Genomic DNA, 22,033 nt, shown 5'->3' with positions numbered 1-22,033 from the left:
AAGTGCGGCGGCATGTTTAAGAATGCTAAATTTAATATCCGTGCCAAAATATCCCTCGGTTATTTCATTATCGTGGTTTGTTTAGGCGTGTCCATCTTTATGTTAAATGACCGAATTTCATCTATGGAAAAAGAGATAGATTTTATTACGAACCATGATATGGAGGTCCATAATCTAGCTAACCAGGCGCTCAAGCATGTTTTGAATATGGAGACAGGGAAACGAGGATATGCGCTTACGGGTGACTTGGCTTATTTGGAGCCCTATAACCAAGCATTAGCCAAGTGGGAGGAAGATTATACCAAGCTTTATGAGTTGATTACGGATAATCCAAGCCAGCAAAAAAAGCTCGAAGAAATCAAAGCGAATATCCAGCTTTGGATCCATTCCGATGGTGAACCTACCATCAGCTTAAAAAAAGAAAATAAAACAGAGGATATTCTTGTTTTATTAAAAACTTACAATGGAAAAAAAATTACGGATCAGCTGCGCACTCAAATAGAAGCTTTTCTTAAGATTGAAAAAGATCTGACCGAAATGCGAGTAACGGCGCTTGATCAAAAAAACAGGGATGTCCAATATGGGCTTTACTTGATCATACTGTTGGTTATTGTTTTATCGGTCGTCGTTTCGTCGATCATTGCCAGATCGATTGTCAGAACCATTAAGCAAGTGTCGCAAGCGATATCGGGCATTGCTTCTGCCGAGGGAAGCCTGACCTCCAATAGAATTGAAGTCAAAACCAGAGACGAAATCAAGGAGCTTGGGGACGCGACCAATCAATTATTGGAAACGCATGAAAAACAAAATTGGACACAAACCAGTATCGCCGACGTCGCCTCCGCTTTTCAGGGCTTTAACCAAGTATCTGAACTGGCGCAAGCCTTTATTAATAAAATTGCTTTTCTTTTGGATGCTTCTTACGGCGTTTTTTATACCGTGTCCGGCAATAAGCTGGAGATGACAGCAGCCTTTGCAGCCACTGGAGACCCGAGAGGAGCGTCCAGTATACGGCTTGGTGAAGGCTTGGTGGGTCAATCTGCAGTCGATAAACGGATTTACATGCTGGATAAGCTACCTGAGGAGCATATGAAAATAACGACAGCTTTAGGGGACTCGTCACCTAGAAGCATTATGATTTTTCCTATTGAATTCCAAGGCACGGTATTGGCTGTTGTGGAATTGGCTTCATTGGATGTCTTTACACCTATACAACGCCAGCTAGTTGAGCAGATCCGCAGCACGGTTGGGATCGCCATGAATAGTGCAGCTGCGCAAATGGAGGTTCAACGACTGCTTGAGGAGTCGCAGAGCTTGTCCGAGGAGCTGCAGGCACAAACGGAGGAGCTCCAGCAGCAGACGGAAGCCTTACAGGCGCAATCTATGGAGATGATGGAACAGCAGGACGAGCTGAAGGCCTCCAATGACTCCTTGAAGCGCTCGGAGGACCGCTTGCAGCGCCAGCAGGAAGAGCTTGAGCAGAGCAACCTTGAATTGGAGCTGCGTTCCGACCAATTAGAGTCGCAAATGCGCAAAATTGAGGAAATCAATGAACAGGTTGAACAGCAAAATGCGCTTCTAGGACAGCAGGCCAGAGATCTGATTTCAGCTTCGCAATATAAGTCTGAATTTCTCGCGAATATGTCGCATGAGCTACGTACACCGCTTAACAGCCTGTTGATCCTCTCTCAAATATTGGAGGAAAACAAGGAAGCCAACCTGACTCCAAAGCAGGTGGAGTTTGCCAAGACGATCCATTCCTCGGGCAGCGATTTGCTGCGGCTAATTGATGAAATCCTTGATTTATCCAAAATAGAAGCGGGACAAATGAAAATCGAGATGGAGCCGGTTTTCCTTGAGGATATGAAGGAAAGCCTTGGGCGTAGTTACCGGCCGTTAGCTGGCAAGAAGGGCATTAATTTTCACGTCATATTAGAAGGAGCACTGCCCAACACGATTTATACCGATGGGCATCGCCTCCAGCAAATTTTGAAAAATTTGTTGACCAATGCTTTTAAGTTTACTAGCAAGGGCCATGTTACCTTACGAATTTTTCGAACTAATTCCGAGAAATCTTTACTTCCAGCAGGCAGCCTGCAAACCGTACAGGACGCCGTTATTGCTTTTTCCGTTATTGACACAGGTATCGGAATACCAAAGGATAAAAAAGATATTATCTTTGAAGCGTTTCAGCAGGCCGATGGGACAACCAGCCGTAAGTATGGTGGAACTGGCTTAGGGCTGACGATTAGCCGTGATTTATCGGTGTTGATTGGCGGACATATTGAGATTGAAAGCGAAGAGGGCGCAGGCAGCACGTTTACGCTTTATGTGCCCGAGCTGCAGGAAGGCTCCTATCTTACAGCACTGCAGGAGATAGCGGCGTCCGACGCGGGCTTGGTTAAAGTACCTGATGAGGGGGCGATCGATCATGTTCTGGTGCCTCATATCGAGCTTAGCGATCCAAGCTTGCTGATAGCGTCAGAGATGGTGGATGACCGGGATGAGGTAAAGTCCGGCGATAAGGTGCTGCTCATTATCGAGGATGATATCCATTTTGCCGAGATCTTGCTTGATATCGCCCGGTCACGGGGATTTAAGGGACTAGTTGCCCTACAGGGCGATAAGGGGCTGGCGCTCGCTCATGCTTATAAACCGGACGCGATTATGCTCGATATCCAGCTACCTGTGCTAGATGGCTGGTATATACTCGAACGGCTCAAGCAGCACCCGGAAACACGCCATATCCCCGTCCATATTATTTCTGTCAATGATGAATCGCGACAGGGGCTGACGATGGGGGCGATGGCTTATCTTATTAAGCCCGTCAGCAAAGAAAATATCGATAATGCGTTCTCGCGTATCGAGTCGTTTATTAACCGTAACCTGAAGCGGCTGCTTATCGTCGAGGATGATATTGTTTTACGCAATAGCTTGGTGGAGCTGATCGGGCATGACGATGTCGCCATCACTGCGGTTTCCAGCGGTAGCGATGCGCTCGCAGAGCTTCAAGCTGAAAGCTTTGATTGTATGGTTATGGATTTGGGGCTATCCGATATATCGGGCTTTGATTTGCTGGACCGCATCCGGCAGACGGAAAAGCTAAAGCAGCTTCCGATTATTATATATACCGGCAAGGACCTGGATATGAAGGAAGAAATGAAGCTAAAAAAATATGCCGAAAGCATTATTATTAAAAATGTAAAATCGCAGGAGCGTTTGTATGATGAAACGGCTTTGTTCCTCCATCGAGTAGAGGCTAATTTACCAGAGGAACGCCGCAACCTGCTGAAAAAGCTGTATAGTAATGAAGCGGCGCTCGACGGTAAACGCATCCTTCTGGTAGAAGATGATATGCGCAACATTTTTGCCTTGTCGAATGTATTGGAATCGTATAACCTGAAGGTCACGTTTGCTGAGAATGGCCGGGAGGCTCTTGATTTGCTGGAACAAAACCCGGAAGTGGACCTGATCCTGATGGACATCATGATGCCAGAAATGGATGGCTACGAAGCAATGAAGGCGATACGCAAGATGCCGCAATTCGAGAAGATTCCGATTATTGCCTTAACCGCTAAGGCTATGAAAGAAGACCGCCAGCGCTGCATCGATGCCGGTGCATCCGACTATATCAGCAAACCCATTGACACCGAGAGGCTGCTATCTTTATTAAAGGTATGGCTTTACATTTAAAGGGGGCCGATGATCATAATAGAGGACGATGGTATGGATGCTGAACATCCAGCTACAATATTCGAGGAAGAGCGGGAAAAGATCGAAGTCGATCTGCTGCTAGAAGCCATTTACCGGATGTATGGCTACGATTTTCGCAACTATGCTTATGATTCCATCCGCCGCCGAATCCGGCATGGCATGCGGTCAATAGGCGTCCGGCATATATCTGGGCTAATTGAACAAGTGCTTTATGATCCAGAACGGATGCAGCAATTGCTGAGGTATTTATTTGTGAATGTAACCGAAATGTTCCGCGACCCCTTGATGTTTAAAGCCTTTCGGGAAAAGGTGGTGCCCTACCTGCATACGTACCCACATATCCGGATTTGGCATGCAGGCTGCTCGACGGGCGAAGAAGTTATATCGATGGCCATATTATTGCAGGAGGAAGGGCTTTACGACAAATCGCGTATTTATGCTACCGATATTGATGAGTATGCTCTTGAAAAAGCACGCTCAGGCATTTTTGCCTTGCGCAACATGAAAGCCTATACCCATAATTATTTGGAATCCGGAGGAACCAAATCCTTTTCGGATTATTATACAGCCCAATATGATGCGGTTATATTCAATCCGGCTTTAATGAAAAACATTGTATTTGCTCGGCATAACTTGGCAACAGACCAATCCTTTAATGAATTCAACGTGATTCTTTGCCGTAATGTGTTAATCTATTTCGATAAGAATTTGCAAAACCGCGCTCATCGCCTGTTCGCTGAAAGCTTATCGGTCTTTGGGTTTCTTGTTCTCGGGGATAAGGAATCCATCCATTTCAGCGGTTATGAAGAAAGCTATGAGCCTATTGATTCTAATGAAAAGCTATATCGTAAAATCATATCAGCAAGAGGAGCGACCAAGCCAAGATGATACATGTTTGCTTTTGTGATACGAGTTGGCATTTGTGATGAAGCCGCCGCTCTTATTTGATCGAGACGACGGCGTGAATAGATATTAAAAAATACTCCAATCGAAGGCTGTGGAGAGGGTTTCTAGCAGATGAACGCCTGCAGTACTGTTGCCCTTGGTGTTCAGGGCAGGACCGATAACACCGATTCCGTACTGGCCGGGCACGATGGCAAGGATGCCGCCGGCCACGCCACTTTTCGCAGGTAAGCCTGCGCGGATCGCGAAGGAGCCCGATTCGTTATACATGCCGCAGGTCAGCATAAAGGTTTTCGCTATTTGCACGTAGCGGCGGGGGATGAGGCTACGTCTGGTCACAGGGTCCGTGCCGTCGAAGGCAAGCACCAGCGCCATTCTCGCTAGATGCGAGCAGGAAACCTCAATGGAGCAATGCTTGAAGTATACCTCCAGCACCTCCTCAACATCAATCTCATCGCCGAGCACACGGTTGGCTTTCAGGAAATAGGCGAGGGAACGGTTACGGTGCGCCGTGCCCGTTTCGGAACGATAAACGGCTTCATTCAAGGTTAAAGCCGGATCTCCGGTCAACTCGCGGAAAAAGGCCAGGATGCGGCTTGTTTTCTCAGCCGGAGTCGATCCGGCAATGAGCGAGGATATCGTGATCGCTCCCGCATTGATTAGCGGATTAAAGGGAATGCCGGGATCAACCAGCTCCAGCTTTAGCATCGAATTGAAATTGTCTCCGGTAGGCTCCATGCCCACCTTGCTGAACACAGCTTCTTCCCCTTGATCCATTAATGCGAGCAGCAACGTAAATACTTTGGAAATGCTTTGCAGCGTAAACCGCATATCATGCTCTCCGGCTGTAATCATGTCCGTTCTTCCATTATAGATCGTGATGCCCAGCGCCTCCTGAGAAGCATTTGCCAGCTCTGGGATATAGGCAGCGACGTTGCCTGAACGGGCTTGTTTACGACTTTCTTCGAGCCATGCGGGCATCTTTTTTTCTAATTGCTCCCAAACGGATACCATGCTTCGTTCCTCCTCGTTAATACACTTTTTCTCTTTTTTCGACAATATTTATATCGATCCTTCCATTAAAACATAGACAACCCTAAAGAAGAAATATAAAAATGGAGTAGGAGTGAAAATGCAAGATAATTGGAGTATAATTTCATTAATAAGTGAATCACTGGAATAAGAGAGGAGAAAGAGCGATGGCTAAATCTGCTGAACCGAAGTCTACTGAATCCAAACCGGGAAGCAATTTTCCCAATGGGTTGGGAAAACCGGCACAACGTGCACTTGCAGGGGCGGGTTATTCCAGAGTTGAAGAGCTTGCCAAGGTTAGTGAAGCAGAGCTACTGCAATTGCATGGCATGGGACCCAAAGCCCTTAGGCTAATTCGTAGCACCCTTGCCGATAAGGGACTTTCGTTCTCAGACAAAGCATAAGTATGAATTAGCGCAAATGGGGCGAACCATATGTTTGGAAACGTAAAGGGTAATGCACGGGGTTGTTTAATATATGAACCGATGTTTATTATTCCCTATAGCTTGTATTTAACTTATGCTTCGGTTTATATGCTGGAGCTGGGTCTGTCCGAAACCGAGATAGGGCTTGTTACTTCGCTCGGGCTTGTGCTGCAAATTTTCACATCCCTGATTAGTGGCTATTTAACGGATCGTATGGGACGAAGGATGGCTTTGTTGGTATTTGATTTAGTTAGCTGGAGCATTGCGACGATTTTGTGGATGACGGCTCATAGCTTTTGGTTTTTTGCGATCGCGGCAGCGGTTAATAGCTTTCAAAAGGTGCCTAATACAGCTTGGTATTGCTTGCTTGTGGAGGATACGGAACCAAAGGAGCGGACCCATATCTTTTCGACGCTGCAATTTATTAGTGTAGCCAGTGGATTGTTTGCGCCGCTTGGAGGCTTGCTGGTTAGCCACTATTCACTGGTAGCTGCGGAGCGATTGATGTACGGGATGGCGTTCTTAAGCATGACAGCGATGTTTTTTATACGTCACCATGCGACCTATGAGACAGAGATCGGTATCAGAAAAATGAAAGAAAATGCTGCATTCAAATGGAAACCGCTTTTGCAGGAATATAAGCAAGTGCTGGTCACAATAGCTACGAACCGCGCGCTGCTGCTTATTTTCGGGGTTTATGTGCTCTACCAATTCCAGCTCACGATGCGCAATACATATCTTTCTATTTACATGGTGCAAGCGCTTCATTTTAGCGAAGCTTTTATTGCTTGGTTCCCTGCGGTCACGTCCATTGCAACACTGCTGCTTATGTTTCTGTTTGTTCCGCGGCTAAATAGGGATCATATGAACCGCTATATGATCGTAGGTCTGTTGGTTTGTGCACTAGCCTATATCATTCAAATTCTCACCCCGCCGGGACAAATCCTTCCGATGCTCTTAAGCACCGTGTTGACGGCGGCAGGTAGTATTATTGTATACCCGAACTTGGAGGCAGCTGTGCAGAATGCTATTGACGACGATAACCGCGCCAGCGTATTTTCAATATTGTCTGTGATTATATTGATATTTGTTTCCCCGGCTGGTGTAATCGGAGGTTGGACCTACTCGATGGATCCGAAGCTTCCGTTTATCCTGATTATTGCTGCATTTTTACTTAGCGTAATGATGATGATAGGGTATATGCGTCGGGGTAGCTCCTGAACTAGTTAAACACAAAAGCGAGGAATTTATCTACCATGGCCAACCGGACGATGTATATGTATATGTCATTGTATTATTCACTGATCTTTGCAGCGCTGGGCGTCTTCAGCAATTATCTAGGCTTGTATTATAATGAAATTCATTTGGATCATTTCCAGATCGGCTTTCTGACGACCGTGGGTTCAATTACGGCACTATTTTTACAGCCTTTATGGGGAATTGCCGCTGATCGCGCCGCTTCGAAGAACGGCTTGCTCCTGCTTGCGCTGCTGATGACAGCGGGCTCGGTATGGCTCATGCCGTTATCCGATGGCTACTTTTGGCTGCTTGTGGTGTGCTCGGTCATTTTTTATTCGTTTCAATGCGTAGTTAATCCATTAGGTGACACCATTACGATGGAGCTGGCTGCCAAATCCGGTTTTCCCTTCTCGCGGATACGTACCGCTGGGTCAGTAGGGTACGCCATTATGGCAGGGATGGCGGGCTGGTTTCTGGATCGGAATATCCATTATATGTTCCCGATATTTTCCATCATTATTTTTGCTGCTTTTCTTGTAGCATGGGGTATTCCCAAAGTAGAAGGGCATCAACGCGGCAAAAGCAAAGTCGCCATGAAGCAGCTGTTTGCCAACCCCACATTATTAAGGATTTACATGTATACGTTTGCAGTAGAGTCGACACTTGGATTTTTTGTTACCTTTCAAGCGGTATATAGCAAAGAGCAGGGCTTGAGCACCGGTCTAATTGGGCTTGGTATTGCGATCGGCTCGGTTAGCCAATTCCCGTTTATGATCTTCTTCGAATCGCTCTACAAGCGTTTTGGTATTATGAATATTTTACTGTTTTCAGGAATCGTTCATGCCGTGCGCTGGGTGCTGCTCGCCACAACAATGAATCCGGCTGTGTACCTGTTCACATGGGTGCTGCACGGAGGCACCTTTATGCTATTTTACTTATGCCTTGCGGAATTTGTAAGCAAGCATGTCCAGAAGGAGCTGAAGGCGAGCGGACAAATGATGAATTCGCTCATTATGAATGCGCTTAGCCGGATTATGGGCGGCCTCATCGGTGGCCTTTATGCCGCATGGTTTGGGATTCGCTCGGGCTTTGTTGCGGGCTCGGTTATTTGCTTTGCTGCGGTTTTCCTTCTATGGCTATATGTACGCCGTAACTCCGGGTATGGCAGCTTACTTCACGAGCAGCACGAAAAGCAACAACAGGAGCAGCAGGTTTCGGGTTAAATCGAGCAATCCGAAAGAAACCAAGGCTTCTTGTATATGGTACTATTTACTTGACCCAATTGGGAATAATACGAAACAACCTAATCCATTCCAGGTAAAAGGAGCCAAGCCCTATGCGAAAAGTTACTCCATTTCTGTGGTACAATGACAAAGCCGAGGAAGCAATGAATTTTTATGTTTCTATTTTTAAAAACTCAAAGATCGAGAGCTTGAATCGGTCCAGTGAAGAAGGCAATGGATCAAAAGGAACGGTAATGTCAGGTACATTCAGCATTGATGGCCAGCAATTTATGGCGTTTAATGGCGGGCCCCATTTTACCTTTACACCTGCTATCTCGCTATACGTTAATTGTGTGACACAGGAGGAAGTAGACGAGCTTTGGGAAAAGCTGTCCGTTGGTGGAGAAAAAAGCAGATGCGGCTGGCTTACAGATAAATATGGTGTGTCTTGGCAGATCGTCCCGACGATTTTAGGCGAACTGCTGCATAGCAAGGACACAGAGAAAGCGAAAAAGGCGATGAATGCGATGCTGCAAATGGATAAGCTGGATATTGCGCTTTTGAAGCAAGCGTATGAGGGCTAGGAAAATATTCCGTTTTAAATCGAAAGCCTAGTGTCTGCCGCCCATTATGAAGTGGCTTAAGAAAGGGCTGCCCCCAAAGTCGTAATAGACTAGGGGCAGTCCTTTTTGTTTCCTGTTCCTGGTATCTAATGATAATGTTCAGGCTAAGGAAGGAGTCGTTTAAACATAAGCGCCAGCTTTATTTTCAAGAGATCATTTGGATTTTTGAGGTCAATATTCAGCAGCTCGCCGATTTTTTCCAAGCGGTATAACACGGTATTGCGATGAATATACAGTTCCTTAGCGGTGTCGTTAATCTGGCCGTTGTTGGCAAAGTATGATTCCAAGGTTCGCAGCATCTCTGCTATATAGTCAGCTTCCTTGAGCATTAAAGGATGCAGCAGGCTTCTATTGTATTTCGCCATCACTTGTACAGGCACATGCCGGAGAATATAAATAAATTCGAGGTCAGGGAAAAATATAACGTTCTGCTCCAAGCCCAGTTGCTCGCTGATCCGGTGTGCTTCCAGGCATTGCTCATAGCCTTCCATTAGCTGCTCAGCCTTAAATTGTATGGAGCTGGTAAAGGATTGCTGAGCGCCGTCGGTTAATAGGCCCAAGAGCTGGGCATAGCTGCCAGCAAGCTGTTCGACAAAAGTGTAATCCACACTATTTTTCTCAGGTAAAGCAAATAAAGATAACAGCTTGTTATGAACAAACAAATGATGGGATTCAAGGGCTACCAACTTCGGATAGTCTTTCATCGCTTTATGGAGGCTTTGAATGACGGAGTTTTTCCAAGACTTATCCCCGACTCCCGAATGGAGCGGTGTTAACATGCACACATAAGTTGCCTTCCAAATGTCGCCCTCAAACGTATGGGCCTGCTCCATCAAGCCTTCCATAGAAAGCTTTTCTTGAAGGAAACGTTCAATAGCATTGCCTAATCGATAATCGGAAGCCAAAGATTCCTGATTCTGGATAGCCTCCAAGTGATAAGAAAGAATAACAGCAGCCTGGTGAAAAACACCTTTGTCCATACTGGTATCCGACAGGTTTTGTGACATGACAAGAAAGTAGCCGAGACAATGGCGACTTTTCAGCAGGGGGATGCGGTAGGTCATCTTGCCTTGTATACGGCTTACTAGATACTCAGGCTCCCAGGGCCATGTTTTTAATAATACCTGCTCGGTACAGCCAGTTGAATTATGTAATATTTTACCAGACGCATCCAAAACGGCAAATGGACTTTGGAGAATGGCGGAAATTTCCATGAAATAATCGGAATTTTCATTGGCTTGAAGTGCGAAATCGACCAATTGTTTTTGCATGTCTAGAACCTGGTTCAGTTTCTTTGTATTTCTTTCGTATTGAAAATGGAACAATGCAGTAATTTGCTCAGCGAATGTAATTTCAAATGGTAGCTCAATGAGTGGAAAATGCAGCCGATCCGCTTCCTCCAAAACAACAGCAGGGATTTCCTTCCAGTACCGTCCAAGCTTTATTCCGAGGCCTGACGAGCCTTTGGCATTAAGGTTTTGCAGCAGACTAACAAAATGATCCGGGGAATCCTTAATCGCGTACCCCGTTGTGAGCAGGAGCTCCCCTTCTTTCATCCAGTTGTAAATGTCGGGTGCATCCATCAAATTTAATGCACTAATGATCCTTGATACCCCTTGGGCACCTGCCACTAGCTTTCCTTCTGACAAGGGATACACCTTTAGTGCCTCTTGTATCGTAATATCCATAAACGGCCTCCTTGCTGTGACATATAAATACCATTAAACCTGCCCCGCTGCATATAAGCTGATGTTAAATCAGGATTTTTAACCGCATCTGGAACCTATGACAAACGAATTTCTGTGGAACTGTATCTTATACACCTCAGTAGGCATTGTCCGATGTGTGCTCTTACCGCTTGCCATCAAATTCCTCGATATAAGAACCAAACAAACCATAAACCTTCTGCGCCATTTCCACGCGCTCTGGAAGCTCCCGCCTTAGCCGCACAAAGTAGGCGATACCATCTTCGGTAATTGTATAGAAGCGATTAAAGCGATTATCGCCCTCCCAACGCCGATTTACATAGCCAAGCTCGTACATCTTGGCGAGCCTAGTGGTGAGGTAGGCCTTGTTCACGCCGATCCCACCCAGCTTGCTGACAACAAACTGCTCAAGCTGGTTATTGTATTGCTCGCCTTTTTGCTGGATCACACCTAATACCATAAAATCGATAACCTGCTGAACCTTTACAACATTCCCTAATGTTTCATCTTTACCTACTACTTCATTACGCATGTCCAAGCTCCTTTCGATTAAGGCACGTTAGTTGGCTGTTGGCTGAAAGCATGTGGGGAGGGTACCGTTTTTTTCTATTATACCATACATTCAGCACCAACGCTTGCTAACAAAAAGGATGTTTCCATCTTATTTTATTAAACAAAAATAAACCCAGTCAGAAAGGTTTTCAAGCTTAAGACCGTAAAACTCCGTACATTTACATTTTCACGTAACGTCTTGTAAATTTTACTTGTTCGATGCTTGCGGTTCCTCTATAATAGAATCTTTACACCTACTAGAGTAGTTAGGAGCCGTTTATTATCCATGGACAAGAATTTAAACCGTAATCGTTTACGCTTTGCTTTGTTATTAGGCACTTTTTCGGCGCTGGGCCCCTTTACAATCGATATGTACCTGCCCTCCTTTCCTGCCATTACCGCAGACTTCGGAACGACAGCCTCGATGGTGCAGCTTAGTCTTACAGCTTGCTTGCTGGGTTTAGGCTTAGGGCAGTTGATTATGGGCGCTTTAAGTGATGTCTATGGGCGGCGGCGACCGCTAATGATCGCCATGTTATTTTTCCTGGGGGCATCTATTGCCTGTGCGATTGCTCCGAATATCGGGCTGTTTATCGCGCTCAGGTTTATTCAAGGCTTTGCTGCATCAGCGGGCATCGTCATTTCGCGCGCTATTGTGCGCGATGCCTATAGTGGCCCTGAGCTGACACGCTTCTTTTCATTGCTAATGCTCATCAGCAATATGGCACCATTGTTAGCTCCATTAGCTGGTAGCGGCGTCATTTTATTTACGACCTGGGTCGGCGTGTTTGTTGCTTTGGGTGTGCTAGGCTTGTTTTTGACCATTATGACCGTGTTTAGACTAGAAGAAACATTGCCCGTTGAAAAAAGGGTGCCCAACAATTTGAAGCAGATGCTGCGAAATTTTCAGTCTCTGTTGAAGGACCGCCAGTTTCTAGGCTGTGCATTGGCACAAGGCGTAATGATCGCAGGTATATTTGCTTATGTATCGGGGACTCCTTTTATATATCAAAATATATATGGAGCCTCGCCACAGCTGTTTGCGATCCTGTTCGGCTCCAACGGCATCAGCCTGATCATCGGCTCCCAAATCGTGGGACGTATGTCCCATAGAATATCAGAGCGGCGCTTTATGCTTATCGGCCTGCTAATTGCCGTGGCTTCCGGCATAGCTGTATTCATGGTTGCCATGCTGCACGGCCCGCTTTATGCGCTGGTGGCCTCGCTGTTCCTGTTCGTCGGCTCCATCGGGATGACCTCGACGGCCTCATTCTCGCTGGCAATGGAATCACAAAGTCATATTGCCGGTAGCGCGTCTGCTTTGCTGGGGCTGATCCCGTTTCTACTCGGCTCGATCATCTCGCCACTGGTTGGAATCGCTGGCGAATATACAGCCGTTCCACTTGGTGTGATCATTTTGTCAACAAGCGTGCTGGCATTGTTATTTTATTTGGGGTTGGTAAGAAAGCCCATGAACGGACTCGCCTAGCTTCGGCTGGATAAGTTCCATTAGGAGGAGATTGGATCATGCAAGAGGTAAAGGCAATCGACAATAAAATAGTTAGCTTAGGCAATGTTACCGCAGATAAAGGAAATGGGGGCGTCCTCTTAGATGTTACAACTACAGTAGTAAATCTTTATAAACGTAGAACTAAGAGTGATTACCTTTACGGCATCACTAACACCGTAGTAGAGATCAGCATCAGCAAGGATGCAGAGCCCATAGCAACGATGCCACAGAATGAAGCGGTAGACTATATAAAGAAGCATTGGTCGAACACTTATGAGTATTCTGCAGTAAAAGGCTATTATCCTGACCAATACAAGGTAGAAACCCATGATGCGGTAACCGAAAGGCCTGCATATCATACTATGGAAGAAGTATTTAATGAGTTTGGCATACCAGAGAATTCTATTGTAGAGGAAGTACCTCCCTATAATAGTAAAGGAAAAGGGAAAAAGTCCGGCTTTACTAAATAACAGGAACGCTTGATAAGTTATTAAAAGGATAAACAATCAATCATTTCAAAAATAGAAAGCCTGAAATTCCGTTCACAAAGGAATTTCAGGCTTTTAGTTTATAGACGATCTTCCTGCTCAAACCAGCACTTCTAAAAACAGAATGGATGCTGTGATTATCACAAAAATCATGATGACTTGGTTTAATTTATATAATATTAAATTGGAGGTTTCAAAGAAATGGTAGATAAATATTTATTTTTATTTGGAGTAGAATATTGTTCTGTTATCTTACCCAACGATCAAGGAAAGTTAAATGAAAAAGAAGCTATTGAATTATTGAGAGAAGCTACAGGGATTTTTATTGGGGGTGGTGATACAGAGAAATATCATGCTTATTATGCAACAGAACCGATAAAGAGCATTTTAAAAGATCGTTATAGTGATGGTATTCCCATAGCAGGATCTTCAGCAGGAGCATTAATTTTACCTGAGATTTGTTTGATTTCACCGAATGATTCAAATAATGGAGAAATGTTATCAAAAGATGGAGTAGGTTTGTTAACTGACATATTAATTGGTGTACATTTTACGGAATGGAGCGATGAATGTAATCTTTTAGCAGGTATGAAAAAACATAAAATCAGATTCGGTATAGGAATTGACGAAGAAGCATGTGTTGTTTTTAAAAATGGTAAATTCGAATCAGAGTTTGGTGATTCTGTGCATCATATAGAAATAGATGACTTTTATATAGGGGACATAAAGTTATATCCCGTATACCCTGCGAATTTTAGTGCATATGCCTGCAGCTGAACATTAAACTATCCTGAATATTAACTTCCGGTTGAATCTAATCTCAAAGCACGGAGGTATGAATGTGGACAACAGTAATCATAACGAAGTTGTTCTTAAATTTAATCAAGTTGCACATGAGTACGACAACCAGAGGAGAAATCTTATACCATGTTTTGATGATTTTTACGATGTATCCGTATCAATTGCTGAGACTGGAAATGAGACCCCGAGTATCTTAGAGTTAGGTGCGGGTACGGGATTATTGTCAGCTTTGATGCTGAAAAAATTTCCAACAGCAAATCTCACACTTATTGATATTTCTGACAAAATGATGGAAGTAGCCAATTCGAGATTCGTAGGTATGAATAATGTCAAATACATAGTGAATGATTATACCAATTATGTTTTTGAAAATAAATTCGACATTGTTATATCAGCCCTGTCGATTCATCATCTTACTGATGCAGAAAAAAAGGTGCTATACAAAAACACCTTCCAAAATTTGCGGGAAGGTGGGGTGTTTATTAACGCTGACCAAATCCTTGGTAATACAATGTTTCTTGATTCATTTTACAAAAACAATTGGAAATCTAAAGTAGAGTCCACCGAACTGCCAACAAAAGAAATTGCTTCTGCGTATGAACGAACTAAACTTGATAAAATGTCAACTTTAGAAGCACAGATAGGCTGGCTAAAAGAGATTGGTTTTTCGGATGTAGATTGCATGTATAAGTATTTTAATTTTGTTGTTATATACGGTAGAAAACTGAAAGGGTTCAACTAACGCTGCACGATAGTTCAATAAACCAACAAGCTGCCTATGGCAGCTTGTTTTTGCGCATGTCTGGTGAATGCTCCAATACATATACCTTAGCGTAAGTTATACGTGTTTAGTTGATGTTGGCGGTAATCCCTAGCTTAAAAAATTCGGCTGTCATTTCGATTTTCCCAGTAATCCGGGTTATTGCCAAGTACGAGCCTGAGCTGTTCGGTAGCATCGTTTAGTCGGGTCATGGTGTTGTGGTCAAGCTGTAAGGAGGCACCCTGCACATTCGCATGTAAATGAGCTAAATTACGCGAGCCAACAATCGTGGTTGCCATATGTTCGTTTGCCATAACCCATGCCAGAGAAAGAACAGAAGGCGATACCTGTAGCTCGGCAGCGATAGCGATAATAGCCCGAATGGCTTCGCCGGTTTCCAGTTCAGCTCCTTCTTCTCCATGCCGTGAATCGGTCCGGCTATGGTGAAAATGGCGTGTCCGAGCCAGCATCGGCCTTACCTCATCAAGCGTTGAATATTTGCCGGTTAATAAACCTTGCTGTAGGGGCATATAGGCAATAACCCCAATCTGCTTTTCAGCGCAATAAGGAACAAGCTCCGACTCAATGGCTCGTGATAGCAAATTGTAGGCGAGCTCATTGGCCACCACAGGAACCTGGGTCGCCAGCACTTCACCCATCTGTTGAACACCATGGTTACTGATACCAATGTGCCTGATTTTCCCTTCTTTTTTCAGGTCATGTAAGGTGTTAAACACTTCCTGTACGGAGGGTAGATTGGCCATCAATTGTTCATCCGAGGAATAATGTTTAACGGATAGGGGATTCAAAGGCCAATGCAGCATATACAAGTCCATGTAATCCGTTCCCAAACGACGCAGGCTATCCTCACAATGCGCTCTTAGCTTGGCAGGCTCAATATTAGCTGTCGTTACTTTGCTGCCAATGATCGCCTGATCACGCCTTCCCTTGAGAGCGAGCCCGAGTGCCCGTTCGCTTTCGCCTTCGTTATACACCTCGGCCGTATCGAAATAATTGATGCCAGTATCGAGAGCACGATGCACGACGTCTTCAACATCTTTTAAATCCTGGGGACCCCAATAGCTGCCACCACCAAATTGAAAGCAGCCGACTCCCAAAATACTCACTTCCAAATCGGAATTGCCCAGCCTGCGTTTTTTCATTGCTTTATGCCTCCCATAACCTAATACCAAACACTACTCGTTACCTATCCGGGTACTTTTTCTCTGTGTCCAGTATAATTGTTCAGTTGAGAATCATTTTATCATGATCAGGTAGCCCTTCATACTATGAAGTGAAGAACCTGCAAAATGTGTAGGACAGGCTTATCAATATTTGCACCAGAGCTGGGGTCAGTAAGCATCACTTAAAGACGGAGCTTCACACCGCTTGCCTGCTGTTCGATCATTCGGCATAGCAATGTACCGATATGAGCGCCAACTTCAACCGGAGGCGTACCGCCACGATGAATATTAGATATGACCATCCGGTCGGAATCCTTGCGCCCTGGCTGAGGCCGGAAGCACATGTAGGCACTCATCGAGGATGGTCACAAGGCCTGGTCTTTCTCCAATTAAAAGCACAAGCGTCTCGGGCTTCAGCAGCCGTCCGATGTCGTCCATACAGCCTACCCGGCCTCCCTTAACGAAAAAGGGCGTGCCATTGCTTAGGCCATTAGCTTCGAGCGAGTCGATCAGGGACGGAAAAATATCATCGAGATTATCCTCAATCGCTTGGGCACTTAGGCCATCGGACACGACAATTTGCACCTGGGGCTGCATGATACATCTGTTTTTGATGATTTCTTCAGCTCCATGGTTGAGAACGCGACCAGCTTCAGGGCGTCTGAGATAATAATCCTTATTCGTATATTGGGTTTCGACTGTGAATAGCCCGAACGCCTCCAGCAACGAAGGAGACACCGTACCATATACCGCATCGACGGCTTTGGCATGGTCCATCCTGAATTTCAGCATTTCTTGAGTCAATGGCCTTGTACCACTGCGTCCTACATTTAAACGGGCGGGTGTATGTTTCATTAAATGGGCAAAAAGCTTGTGCTTATCGATCTCATCGTGCTCGCTAATATCGCACTCCTCCTTCCTTCCATACAGTTAAAAAATAAATCGGCTTCCATCTCCGGCAAGCGGAGTCAAGCGACCTTCATGGAACAGCCCGTTATTCTCCAGCCAGCTCGCAAATTGTGGTGCTGGACGTTTGTTCAACGTTTCGCGGATCGTAGCGATATCATGGAAGCTCATCGATTGATAGTTCAGCATACAATCATCACCCATCGGTACGCCGATCATAAAATTCACCCCAGCGGAGGCAAGAACTACGCCTAGAAGCTCCATATCGTTCTGGTCTGCCTTCATATGGTTGGTGTAGCAAATATCTACGCCCATGGGCAAGCCGTGCATTTTGCCCATAAAGTGATCCTCCAAGCCAGCACGTATGACCTGCTTGCTATCATAAAGGTACTCCGGACCGATAAAGCCTACCACCGTGTTGACGATAAAAGGGTTGAATCGCTTCGCTAGTCCATAACAGCGGGCTTCCAAAGTCAGCTGGTCGATGCCAAAATGGGTGTCTGAGGATAGCTCCGAGCCTTGCCCCGTTTCGAAATACCAACGGTTGGAGCCATCTGCCGTTCCAAGCTCACGAATCATTGCATCGGCTTCTTTCAGCAGGGATAAGCTGATGCCAAAGCCATGATTGCCTTCCTCGGAGCCGGCTAGGCTTTGAAACAACATATCGGCAGGAGCTCCTTCCTGAATTGCCCTCATCTGCGTCGTCACATGGGCAAGCACACAATTTTGCGTTGGAATTGACCAATGGTCGATCGTCTCTGCGCTGGCATAAAGCAAAGCTTTAATCGTTTCCGTCGTATCGCTGACGGGATTGATGCCAATTACGGCATCGCCGATTCCATAGCTTAAGCCCTCAAAGAGGGAGGCTCTCATCCCGCCTAGATGATCAGTAGGGTGGTTCGGCTGCACCCTGGAGGCAAGCGTACCGCGCTGTCCGATAGTGCTGCGGCAGGTTGTAATCACTTCGATTTTGGCAGCAGCCTGAATCAGATCCAGGTTAGACATGAGCTTACAGACAGCAGCAATCATCTCGCTGGTCAATCCCTGGGAGATGCGCAGCATATCGGAGCCCGTCGTTTCAGAGGCGAGCAGCCACTCGCGCAGTTCAGCTATCGACCAGCCTCTCATGGTGGAGAATAGGTTTTCGTTTAAGCCTTCTTCAATAATGCGCGAAACCTCGTCTTCCTCTGGGGGAAGTAAAGGGTGCTCCCGAAGCTCCTCCAACGAAATGTCCGCCAGCACATATTTGGCCGCTATACGCTCGGCCGCATCCTCTGCAGCAATGCCTGCGAGCTGGTCACCAGATTTTTCTTCATTAGCTTTAAAAGCTGTAGCTGTCCCCATGGATCACGGTTTGCAGTTTCATAGTGAGCCCCTTTTTAGTTGGATTTATGGAATAATAAGGTTTTGATGACAACTGGGATTATGTCTTCCTTCAGTGGTAACCCCACATCCAAGTAATCGCCAAAGCCTGGTTCCAATTGATCCAAGCTTACGATGCGCAGTGAAGGAACAGCACGCTTGCGTAGTGCGTAGCCAAGTGATTTACCCATATCGCGATTGCTTATCACGAGCAGGACGCCAGCCTCTGGCGCCGCTTCCGTGTAGCTTTCCAGAATGGCGTCTGCAAGTCGCTGGAGGCGCCGGTAAGAGCAATATTCCTCGCAGGCAATTGCGAGTGCAAAAGGGGGATCGCCTTGAACGGCCGCATAGGTATCGAGCGTTGTAACCATAGCCGTTCTCAAAGCTTCACCAAGCTGGAGCGAGTCCATCTCTGGGAGGGGATGCTCTGCTTGCAGCCGGCAATGGGCAACGGGCACGTTTCGAAGGGGGAGTGTATCGCGATCCAGATAAAGCGTCGCGCCGCTGACCTCTGTAGTTTGCGTTCCCGCGCCGATCACGGTGGCACGCTCCGCCTGCTCAGCAGGCCGGATGGGGATTGATAGATGGGCTGCCTGGACGTTTAAGGCGGCAGCCAGCAAAGGACCGATATCCCCATAGCGGGCGGTCTCCGCCAAATTTCTAGGAGGGGCGGCTCTCATTAGCGCGCCAATGCCTCCAGAGATCCAGATCTCATTGGGTACGGGCAGTCCGCAAACGGATCGACTGACCCATAGTGGGAGTAGGGCAGGATCATGCGGCCTATGCCCTTGAACCACCGCTAGCAGGGCACTGGCCATGCGGACGCATAGCTGTTCAAGCTGATCAAAAGATACCGTTGCACCAGGTTCGGGCTGATGAATGTGAATGTCAGAACCCAGCTTATTCTCGCTAGTAGCGAGCCCTTCAGGAGCGTCACAAAGTTGTTTATTGACGCCAGTTCCTGGTCCTGCAGATTCCCTGTTCTCGGCTTTTACCCATTTTGCAACAGGTTCTGCCACGTATGCGATGGCGCCTTCTGAATCTAGCCGAATCAGCCGTCCCCCAATATGAAGCGTGACGGTAGCGATCATCTCGCCATCGCTGAAGTAAGCGGCATTGGCTGTACCGCCACCAATGTCAATGTTGCAAATGACCCCCTGGTTATGGGTTGACCATTCCTGGGCGCCTGAGCCTTTTCCAGCAAGTAATGCTTCCAGATCAGCCCCAGCCGTGGCTACCACGAACTGCCCGGCATGGCTGGCGAGCAAGTGCACGAGCTGCTCGGCATTACGCTTGGTCGCGGTTTCGCCTGTTATAATGACTGCACCGGTTTGTACGTCAGTCTGGTCAATGCCAGCAAGCTTGTATTCTTTTTCAAGTAGGAGGGAAAGGGCAGGGAAATCGATATCTGTCATTGTGGAAAGTGGCGTGCTATAAATAGGGCTGACATATTGAAGCTCTCGTTTAGTAATGCCATAACGGGGAAGTGAGGAGCCCCCCGAAATTTGGGATAGCAGAAGCCGGGATACGACCCATTTGGTTGTGCTGGTGCCAAGATCAATCCCGACACTCGTAATCCAATTCTCTAGCATCCGCGTCCTCCTTGCTTGCCCAGGCTAGGCTCCAACGTGTCTTCTTCATTTTCTATCGTGATGGGATTTAGGTTGGATAAGAAAAACGCTTTGAACCCACGCAAATCCCGGTCTCATAAAAAGGGAATCGGTGTCATCAAAGCGACTTGGTTTTGTATTATTTTATGCTATCCATTATATAGCGGCAATGATTTTAATGTCAATATAACTGACATTCCCCAACCACTTTAGGAGCGACAGGCCATCTAGTGTTATAATCACGCAAGAGGAATCAGAGGGGGATAACCATGAGCGTAATCCGTATGGAAAATGTAACCAAAAAGTATGAAGATACGATGATTTTTCGCGACATTTATTTTCGTGTAAGCAAAGGCGAACGGATCGGCCTAATTGGACGTAATGGTGCCGGGAAATCGACGGTATTCAAGCTGATTATGGGCAAGGAGGAGCCTACAGCCGGCAAAGTAGAGGTAGATCCCCAGATTAAAGTCAGCTATTTCTCCCAATTCTCGGAGCTCTCAGGTGGCTTGTCGGTTCAGCAGGAGCTGGAGCTATGCTTTGAGCAGGTTGGGCTTATCGAGCGGGAGCTAAACGAAGTAGGAGAAAAGCTTGGACAAGTTATCGATGAGGGGGAAATGGAGCAGCTCTTAAAGCGGCAAGCAGAGCTATTTGAGCAAATGGAGCATTTGGATGGCTGGAATGTTTCGGTTGAAATCAATACGGTGCTAACCAAGCTAGGGTTCAATGAGAGGTCGCGCAACCAGCCTGTGGAGGAGCTCTCAGGAGGCTGGAGAAACCGCGCAGCGCTTGCCAAAATTTTATTGGAGCTGCCTGACGTGGTGTTGCTGGATGAGCCGACTAACTTTTTGGATATGGAAGGCCTCGTGTGGCTGGAGCAGTGGCTAAACCGCTACAATGGAGCGATGATTTTGGTATCGCATGACAGGCAATTTATTGACAAGGTCGTTACACGCACCATTGAGATTGAAAATTACCATTTTCAAGAATACGATGGGAACTACACCGACTACATACGGAAAAAGAAGATGAATAAAAAAATATTAGACCGCCAGTTCGAATGGGAGGAAGAGCTTCTCATTATGGAGTCGGAAGCGATCGAGAGCCGGACACAAAAAAAATCCTCCAAGGACCGCGTCTCGCGCAAGCTTGCTGATATGAAAAAGCGGACCCAGCCTCATCCTGTCAACGTGCTGATTACGGATATTTATGAAAATTTGCGTTTCCCCGACAAGCTCTGCCAAGTCCTGAAAATCGGGCAAACCTATGACGAACGGTCGATCTTCAACAACATCAGCTTCGATATCCAGAAGGAGGACAGGCTGGTCATCGTCGGTCCGAATGGGAGCGGGAAATCGACGCTAATTAAGGTGCTAACGGGACAGGAGCAACCGGATTCCGGTGAGGTTATTTGGGAGCGGGGCGTAAGCTTTGCCTATTTCAACCGGATGTGGGATGAGCTTGATCGCACAGATACCGTGAGCCATGCGGTCAATGTGTATGGGCTTGGTTTACAGGCTCCACGGAAAAAAGTGAACAAGTTTCTATCGATGCTGCAATTTTCGGAAATGGATCTAGGTAAAGTGATTGGTAATTTGTCCGGCGGTCAAATCGCCCGGGTTGCGCTTGCCAAATGCCTGCTCTCTGGGGCAGCTGTTATTATTTTGGATGAGCCGACCAATCATCTGGATTTGACAAGCATTCAGGTTATGGAGCAAGCATTGATCCATTTTCCTGGAGCTGTGGTTACGGTAAGCCATGACCGCTTTTTTATCGATAAAATAGCAACGAAGATGCTAGTCTTTGACCCTGAGTCGGGAATCAGCGAGCAAAACGTTTGAAAAGCTGGCTTCAGCGCTAATGAGGGCTCCCACTATTCATAGTGGAAGCCTCTATTTTAATCAATTGCCTCGTTGCTTTGTAGATAAGCTTATGAAAGAGGGAAGCGGGGAGGGGTACAATAAACATGCCTATTTCGCCAAGTGGACTGGCACA

Annotated in this window: 17 protein-coding genes and 1 pseudogene; 11 read left to right on the top strand and 7 right to left on the bottom strand. The window is 46.3% G+C overall.

From position 1 onward, the window contains the following. Positions 1-12 precede the first annotated feature (12 nt). Positions 13-3,693: a response regulator gene (locus tag G9U52_RS11520; RefSeq protein WP_166149603.1), complete on the top strand. Its 3,681-nt coding sequence runs from the start codon at positions 13-15 to the stop codon at positions 3,691-3,693. 9 nt (positions 3,694-3,702) lie between these two features. After that, a complete protein-coding gene (locus G9U52_RS11515; protein ID WP_243767292.1) occupies positions 3,703-4,602 on the top strand; it encodes a CheR family methyltransferase in 900 nt (299 codons plus the stop codon). Positions 4,603-4,686: 84 nt separating this feature from the next. On the opposite strand, the gene glsA is transcribed toward G9U52_RS11515, so the two are convergent. Continuing rightward, positions 4,687-5,631: a glutaminase A gene (gene glsA, locus G9U52_RS11510; RefSeq protein ID WP_166149601.1), complete on the bottom strand. Its 945-nt coding sequence runs from the start codon at positions 5,629-5,631 to the stop codon at positions 4,687-4,689. Positions 5,632-5,816: 185 nt separating this feature from the next. Between glsA and G9U52_RS11505 the strand changes: the two genes are divergently transcribed. From G9U52_RS11505 to G9U52_RS11490, 4 genes are all read left to right on the top strand, one after another. Further along, positions 5,817-6,053: a helix-hairpin-helix domain-containing protein gene (locus G9U52_RS11505; RefSeq protein WP_166149599.1), complete on the top strand. Its 237-nt coding sequence runs from the start codon at positions 5,817-5,819 to the stop codon at positions 6,051-6,053. A gap of 30 nt (positions 6,054-6,083) precedes the next feature. Then, complete coding sequence (locus G9U52_RS11500) at positions 6,084-7,295, top strand: MFS transporter (RefSeq protein WP_166149597.1); 1,212 nt, start codon at positions 6,084-6,086, stop codon at positions 7,293-7,295. 35 nt (positions 7,296-7,330) lie between these two features. Beyond that, entirely contained in the window at positions 7,331-8,536 is a 1,206-nt protein-coding gene (locus tag G9U52_RS11495) for an MFS transporter (RefSeq protein WP_166149595.1), read from the top strand. Positions 8,537-8,649: 113 nt separating this feature from the next. Then, on the top strand, positions 8,650-9,120 hold the full coding sequence (locus G9U52_RS11490; RefSeq protein ID WP_166149593.1) for a VOC family protein: 471 nt from the start codon (positions 8,650-8,652) through the stop codon (positions 9,118-9,120). A 143-nt stretch (positions 9,121-9,263) separates the two neighbouring features. Here G9U52_RS11490 and G9U52_RS11485 read toward each other — a convergent pair whose 3' ends face one another. Further along, complete coding sequence (locus tag G9U52_RS11485; RefSeq protein WP_166149591.1) at positions 9,264-10,847, bottom strand: PucR family transcriptional regulator; 1,584 nt, start codon at positions 10,845-10,847, stop codon at positions 9,264-9,266. 163 nt (positions 10,848-11,010) lie between these two features. Further along, entirely contained in the window at positions 11,011-11,397 is a 387-nt protein-coding gene (locus G9U52_RS11480; protein ID WP_166149589.1) for a MarR family winged helix-turn-helix transcriptional regulator, read from the bottom strand. A gap of 306 nt (positions 11,398-11,703) precedes the next feature. On the opposite strand from G9U52_RS11480, the gene G9U52_RS11475 reads away from it, so the two are divergent. The 4 genes from G9U52_RS11475 to G9U52_RS11460 all read left to right on the top strand — a co-directional run bounded on the left by G9U52_RS11475 (position 11,704) and on the right by G9U52_RS11460 (position 14,958). Beyond that, complete coding sequence (locus G9U52_RS11475; RefSeq protein WP_166149587.1) at positions 11,704-12,906, top strand: multidrug effflux MFS transporter; 1,203 nt, start codon at positions 11,704-11,706, stop codon at positions 12,904-12,906. Positions 12,907-12,944: 38 nt separating this feature from the next. Continuing rightward, positions 12,945-13,397, top strand: a complete 453-nt coding sequence (locus tag G9U52_RS11470; protein WP_166149585.1) for a hypothetical protein — start codon at positions 12,945-12,947, stop codon at positions 13,395-13,397. A 219-nt stretch (positions 13,398-13,616) separates the two neighbouring features. Continuing rightward, entirely contained in the window at positions 13,617-14,192 is a 576-nt protein-coding gene (locus G9U52_RS11465) for a Type 1 glutamine amidotransferase-like domain-containing protein (RefSeq protein ID WP_166149583.1), read from the top strand. A 64-nt stretch (positions 14,193-14,256) separates the two neighbouring features. Further along, entirely contained in the window at positions 14,257-14,958 is a 702-nt protein-coding gene (locus G9U52_RS11460) for a class I SAM-dependent methyltransferase (protein ID WP_166149581.1), read from the top strand. Between the two features lie 134 nt (positions 14,959-15,092). Here G9U52_RS11460 and G9U52_RS11455 read toward each other — a convergent pair whose 3' ends face one another. From G9U52_RS11455 to G9U52_RS11440, 4 genes and pseudogenes are all read right to left on the bottom strand, one after another. Next, complete coding sequence (locus tag G9U52_RS11455) at positions 15,093-16,139, bottom strand: aldo/keto reductase (RefSeq protein ID WP_166149579.1); 1,047 nt, start codon at positions 16,137-16,139, stop codon at positions 15,093-15,095. Between the two features lie 203 nt (positions 16,140-16,342). After that, positions 16,343-17,015 (bottom strand): annotated as a pseudogene (gene eutC, locus G9U52_RS11450) (ethanolamine ammonia-lyase subunit EutC). A gap of 75 nt (positions 17,016-17,090) precedes the next feature. Further along, positions 17,091-18,410, bottom strand: coding sequence for an ethanolamine ammonia-lyase subunit EutB (locus G9U52_RS11445; RefSeq protein WP_166149577.1), 1,320 nt, complete (start codon positions 18,408-18,410; stop codon positions 17,091-17,093). Between the two features lie 35 nt (positions 18,411-18,445). Beyond that, complete coding sequence (locus G9U52_RS11440) at positions 18,446-20,020, bottom strand: ethanolamine ammonia-lyase reactivating factor EutA (protein WP_166149575.1); 1,575 nt, start codon at positions 20,018-20,020, stop codon at positions 18,446-18,448. A gap of 287 nt (positions 20,021-20,307) precedes the next feature. Here G9U52_RS11440 and G9U52_RS11435 point away from each other — a divergent pair, with 287 nt between their 5' ends. After that, the gene (locus G9U52_RS11435; protein WP_166149573.1) at positions 20,308-21,879 is read left to right on the top strand and encodes an ABC-F family ATP-binding cassette domain-containing protein; all 1,572 of its coding nucleotides are present in this window, start codon (positions 20,308-20,310) and stop codon (positions 21,877-21,879) included. Positions 21,880-22,033: the final 154 nt, after the last annotated feature.

Source organism: Paenibacillus agricola (assembly GCF_011440305.1).
GTDB lineage: Bacteria > Bacillota > Bacilli > Paenibacillales > NBRC-103111 > Paenibacillus_S > Paenibacillus_S agricola.
Note: the sequence above shows the minus strand (reverse complement) of the source record. Positions and strands in the feature narration are given on the sequence as shown.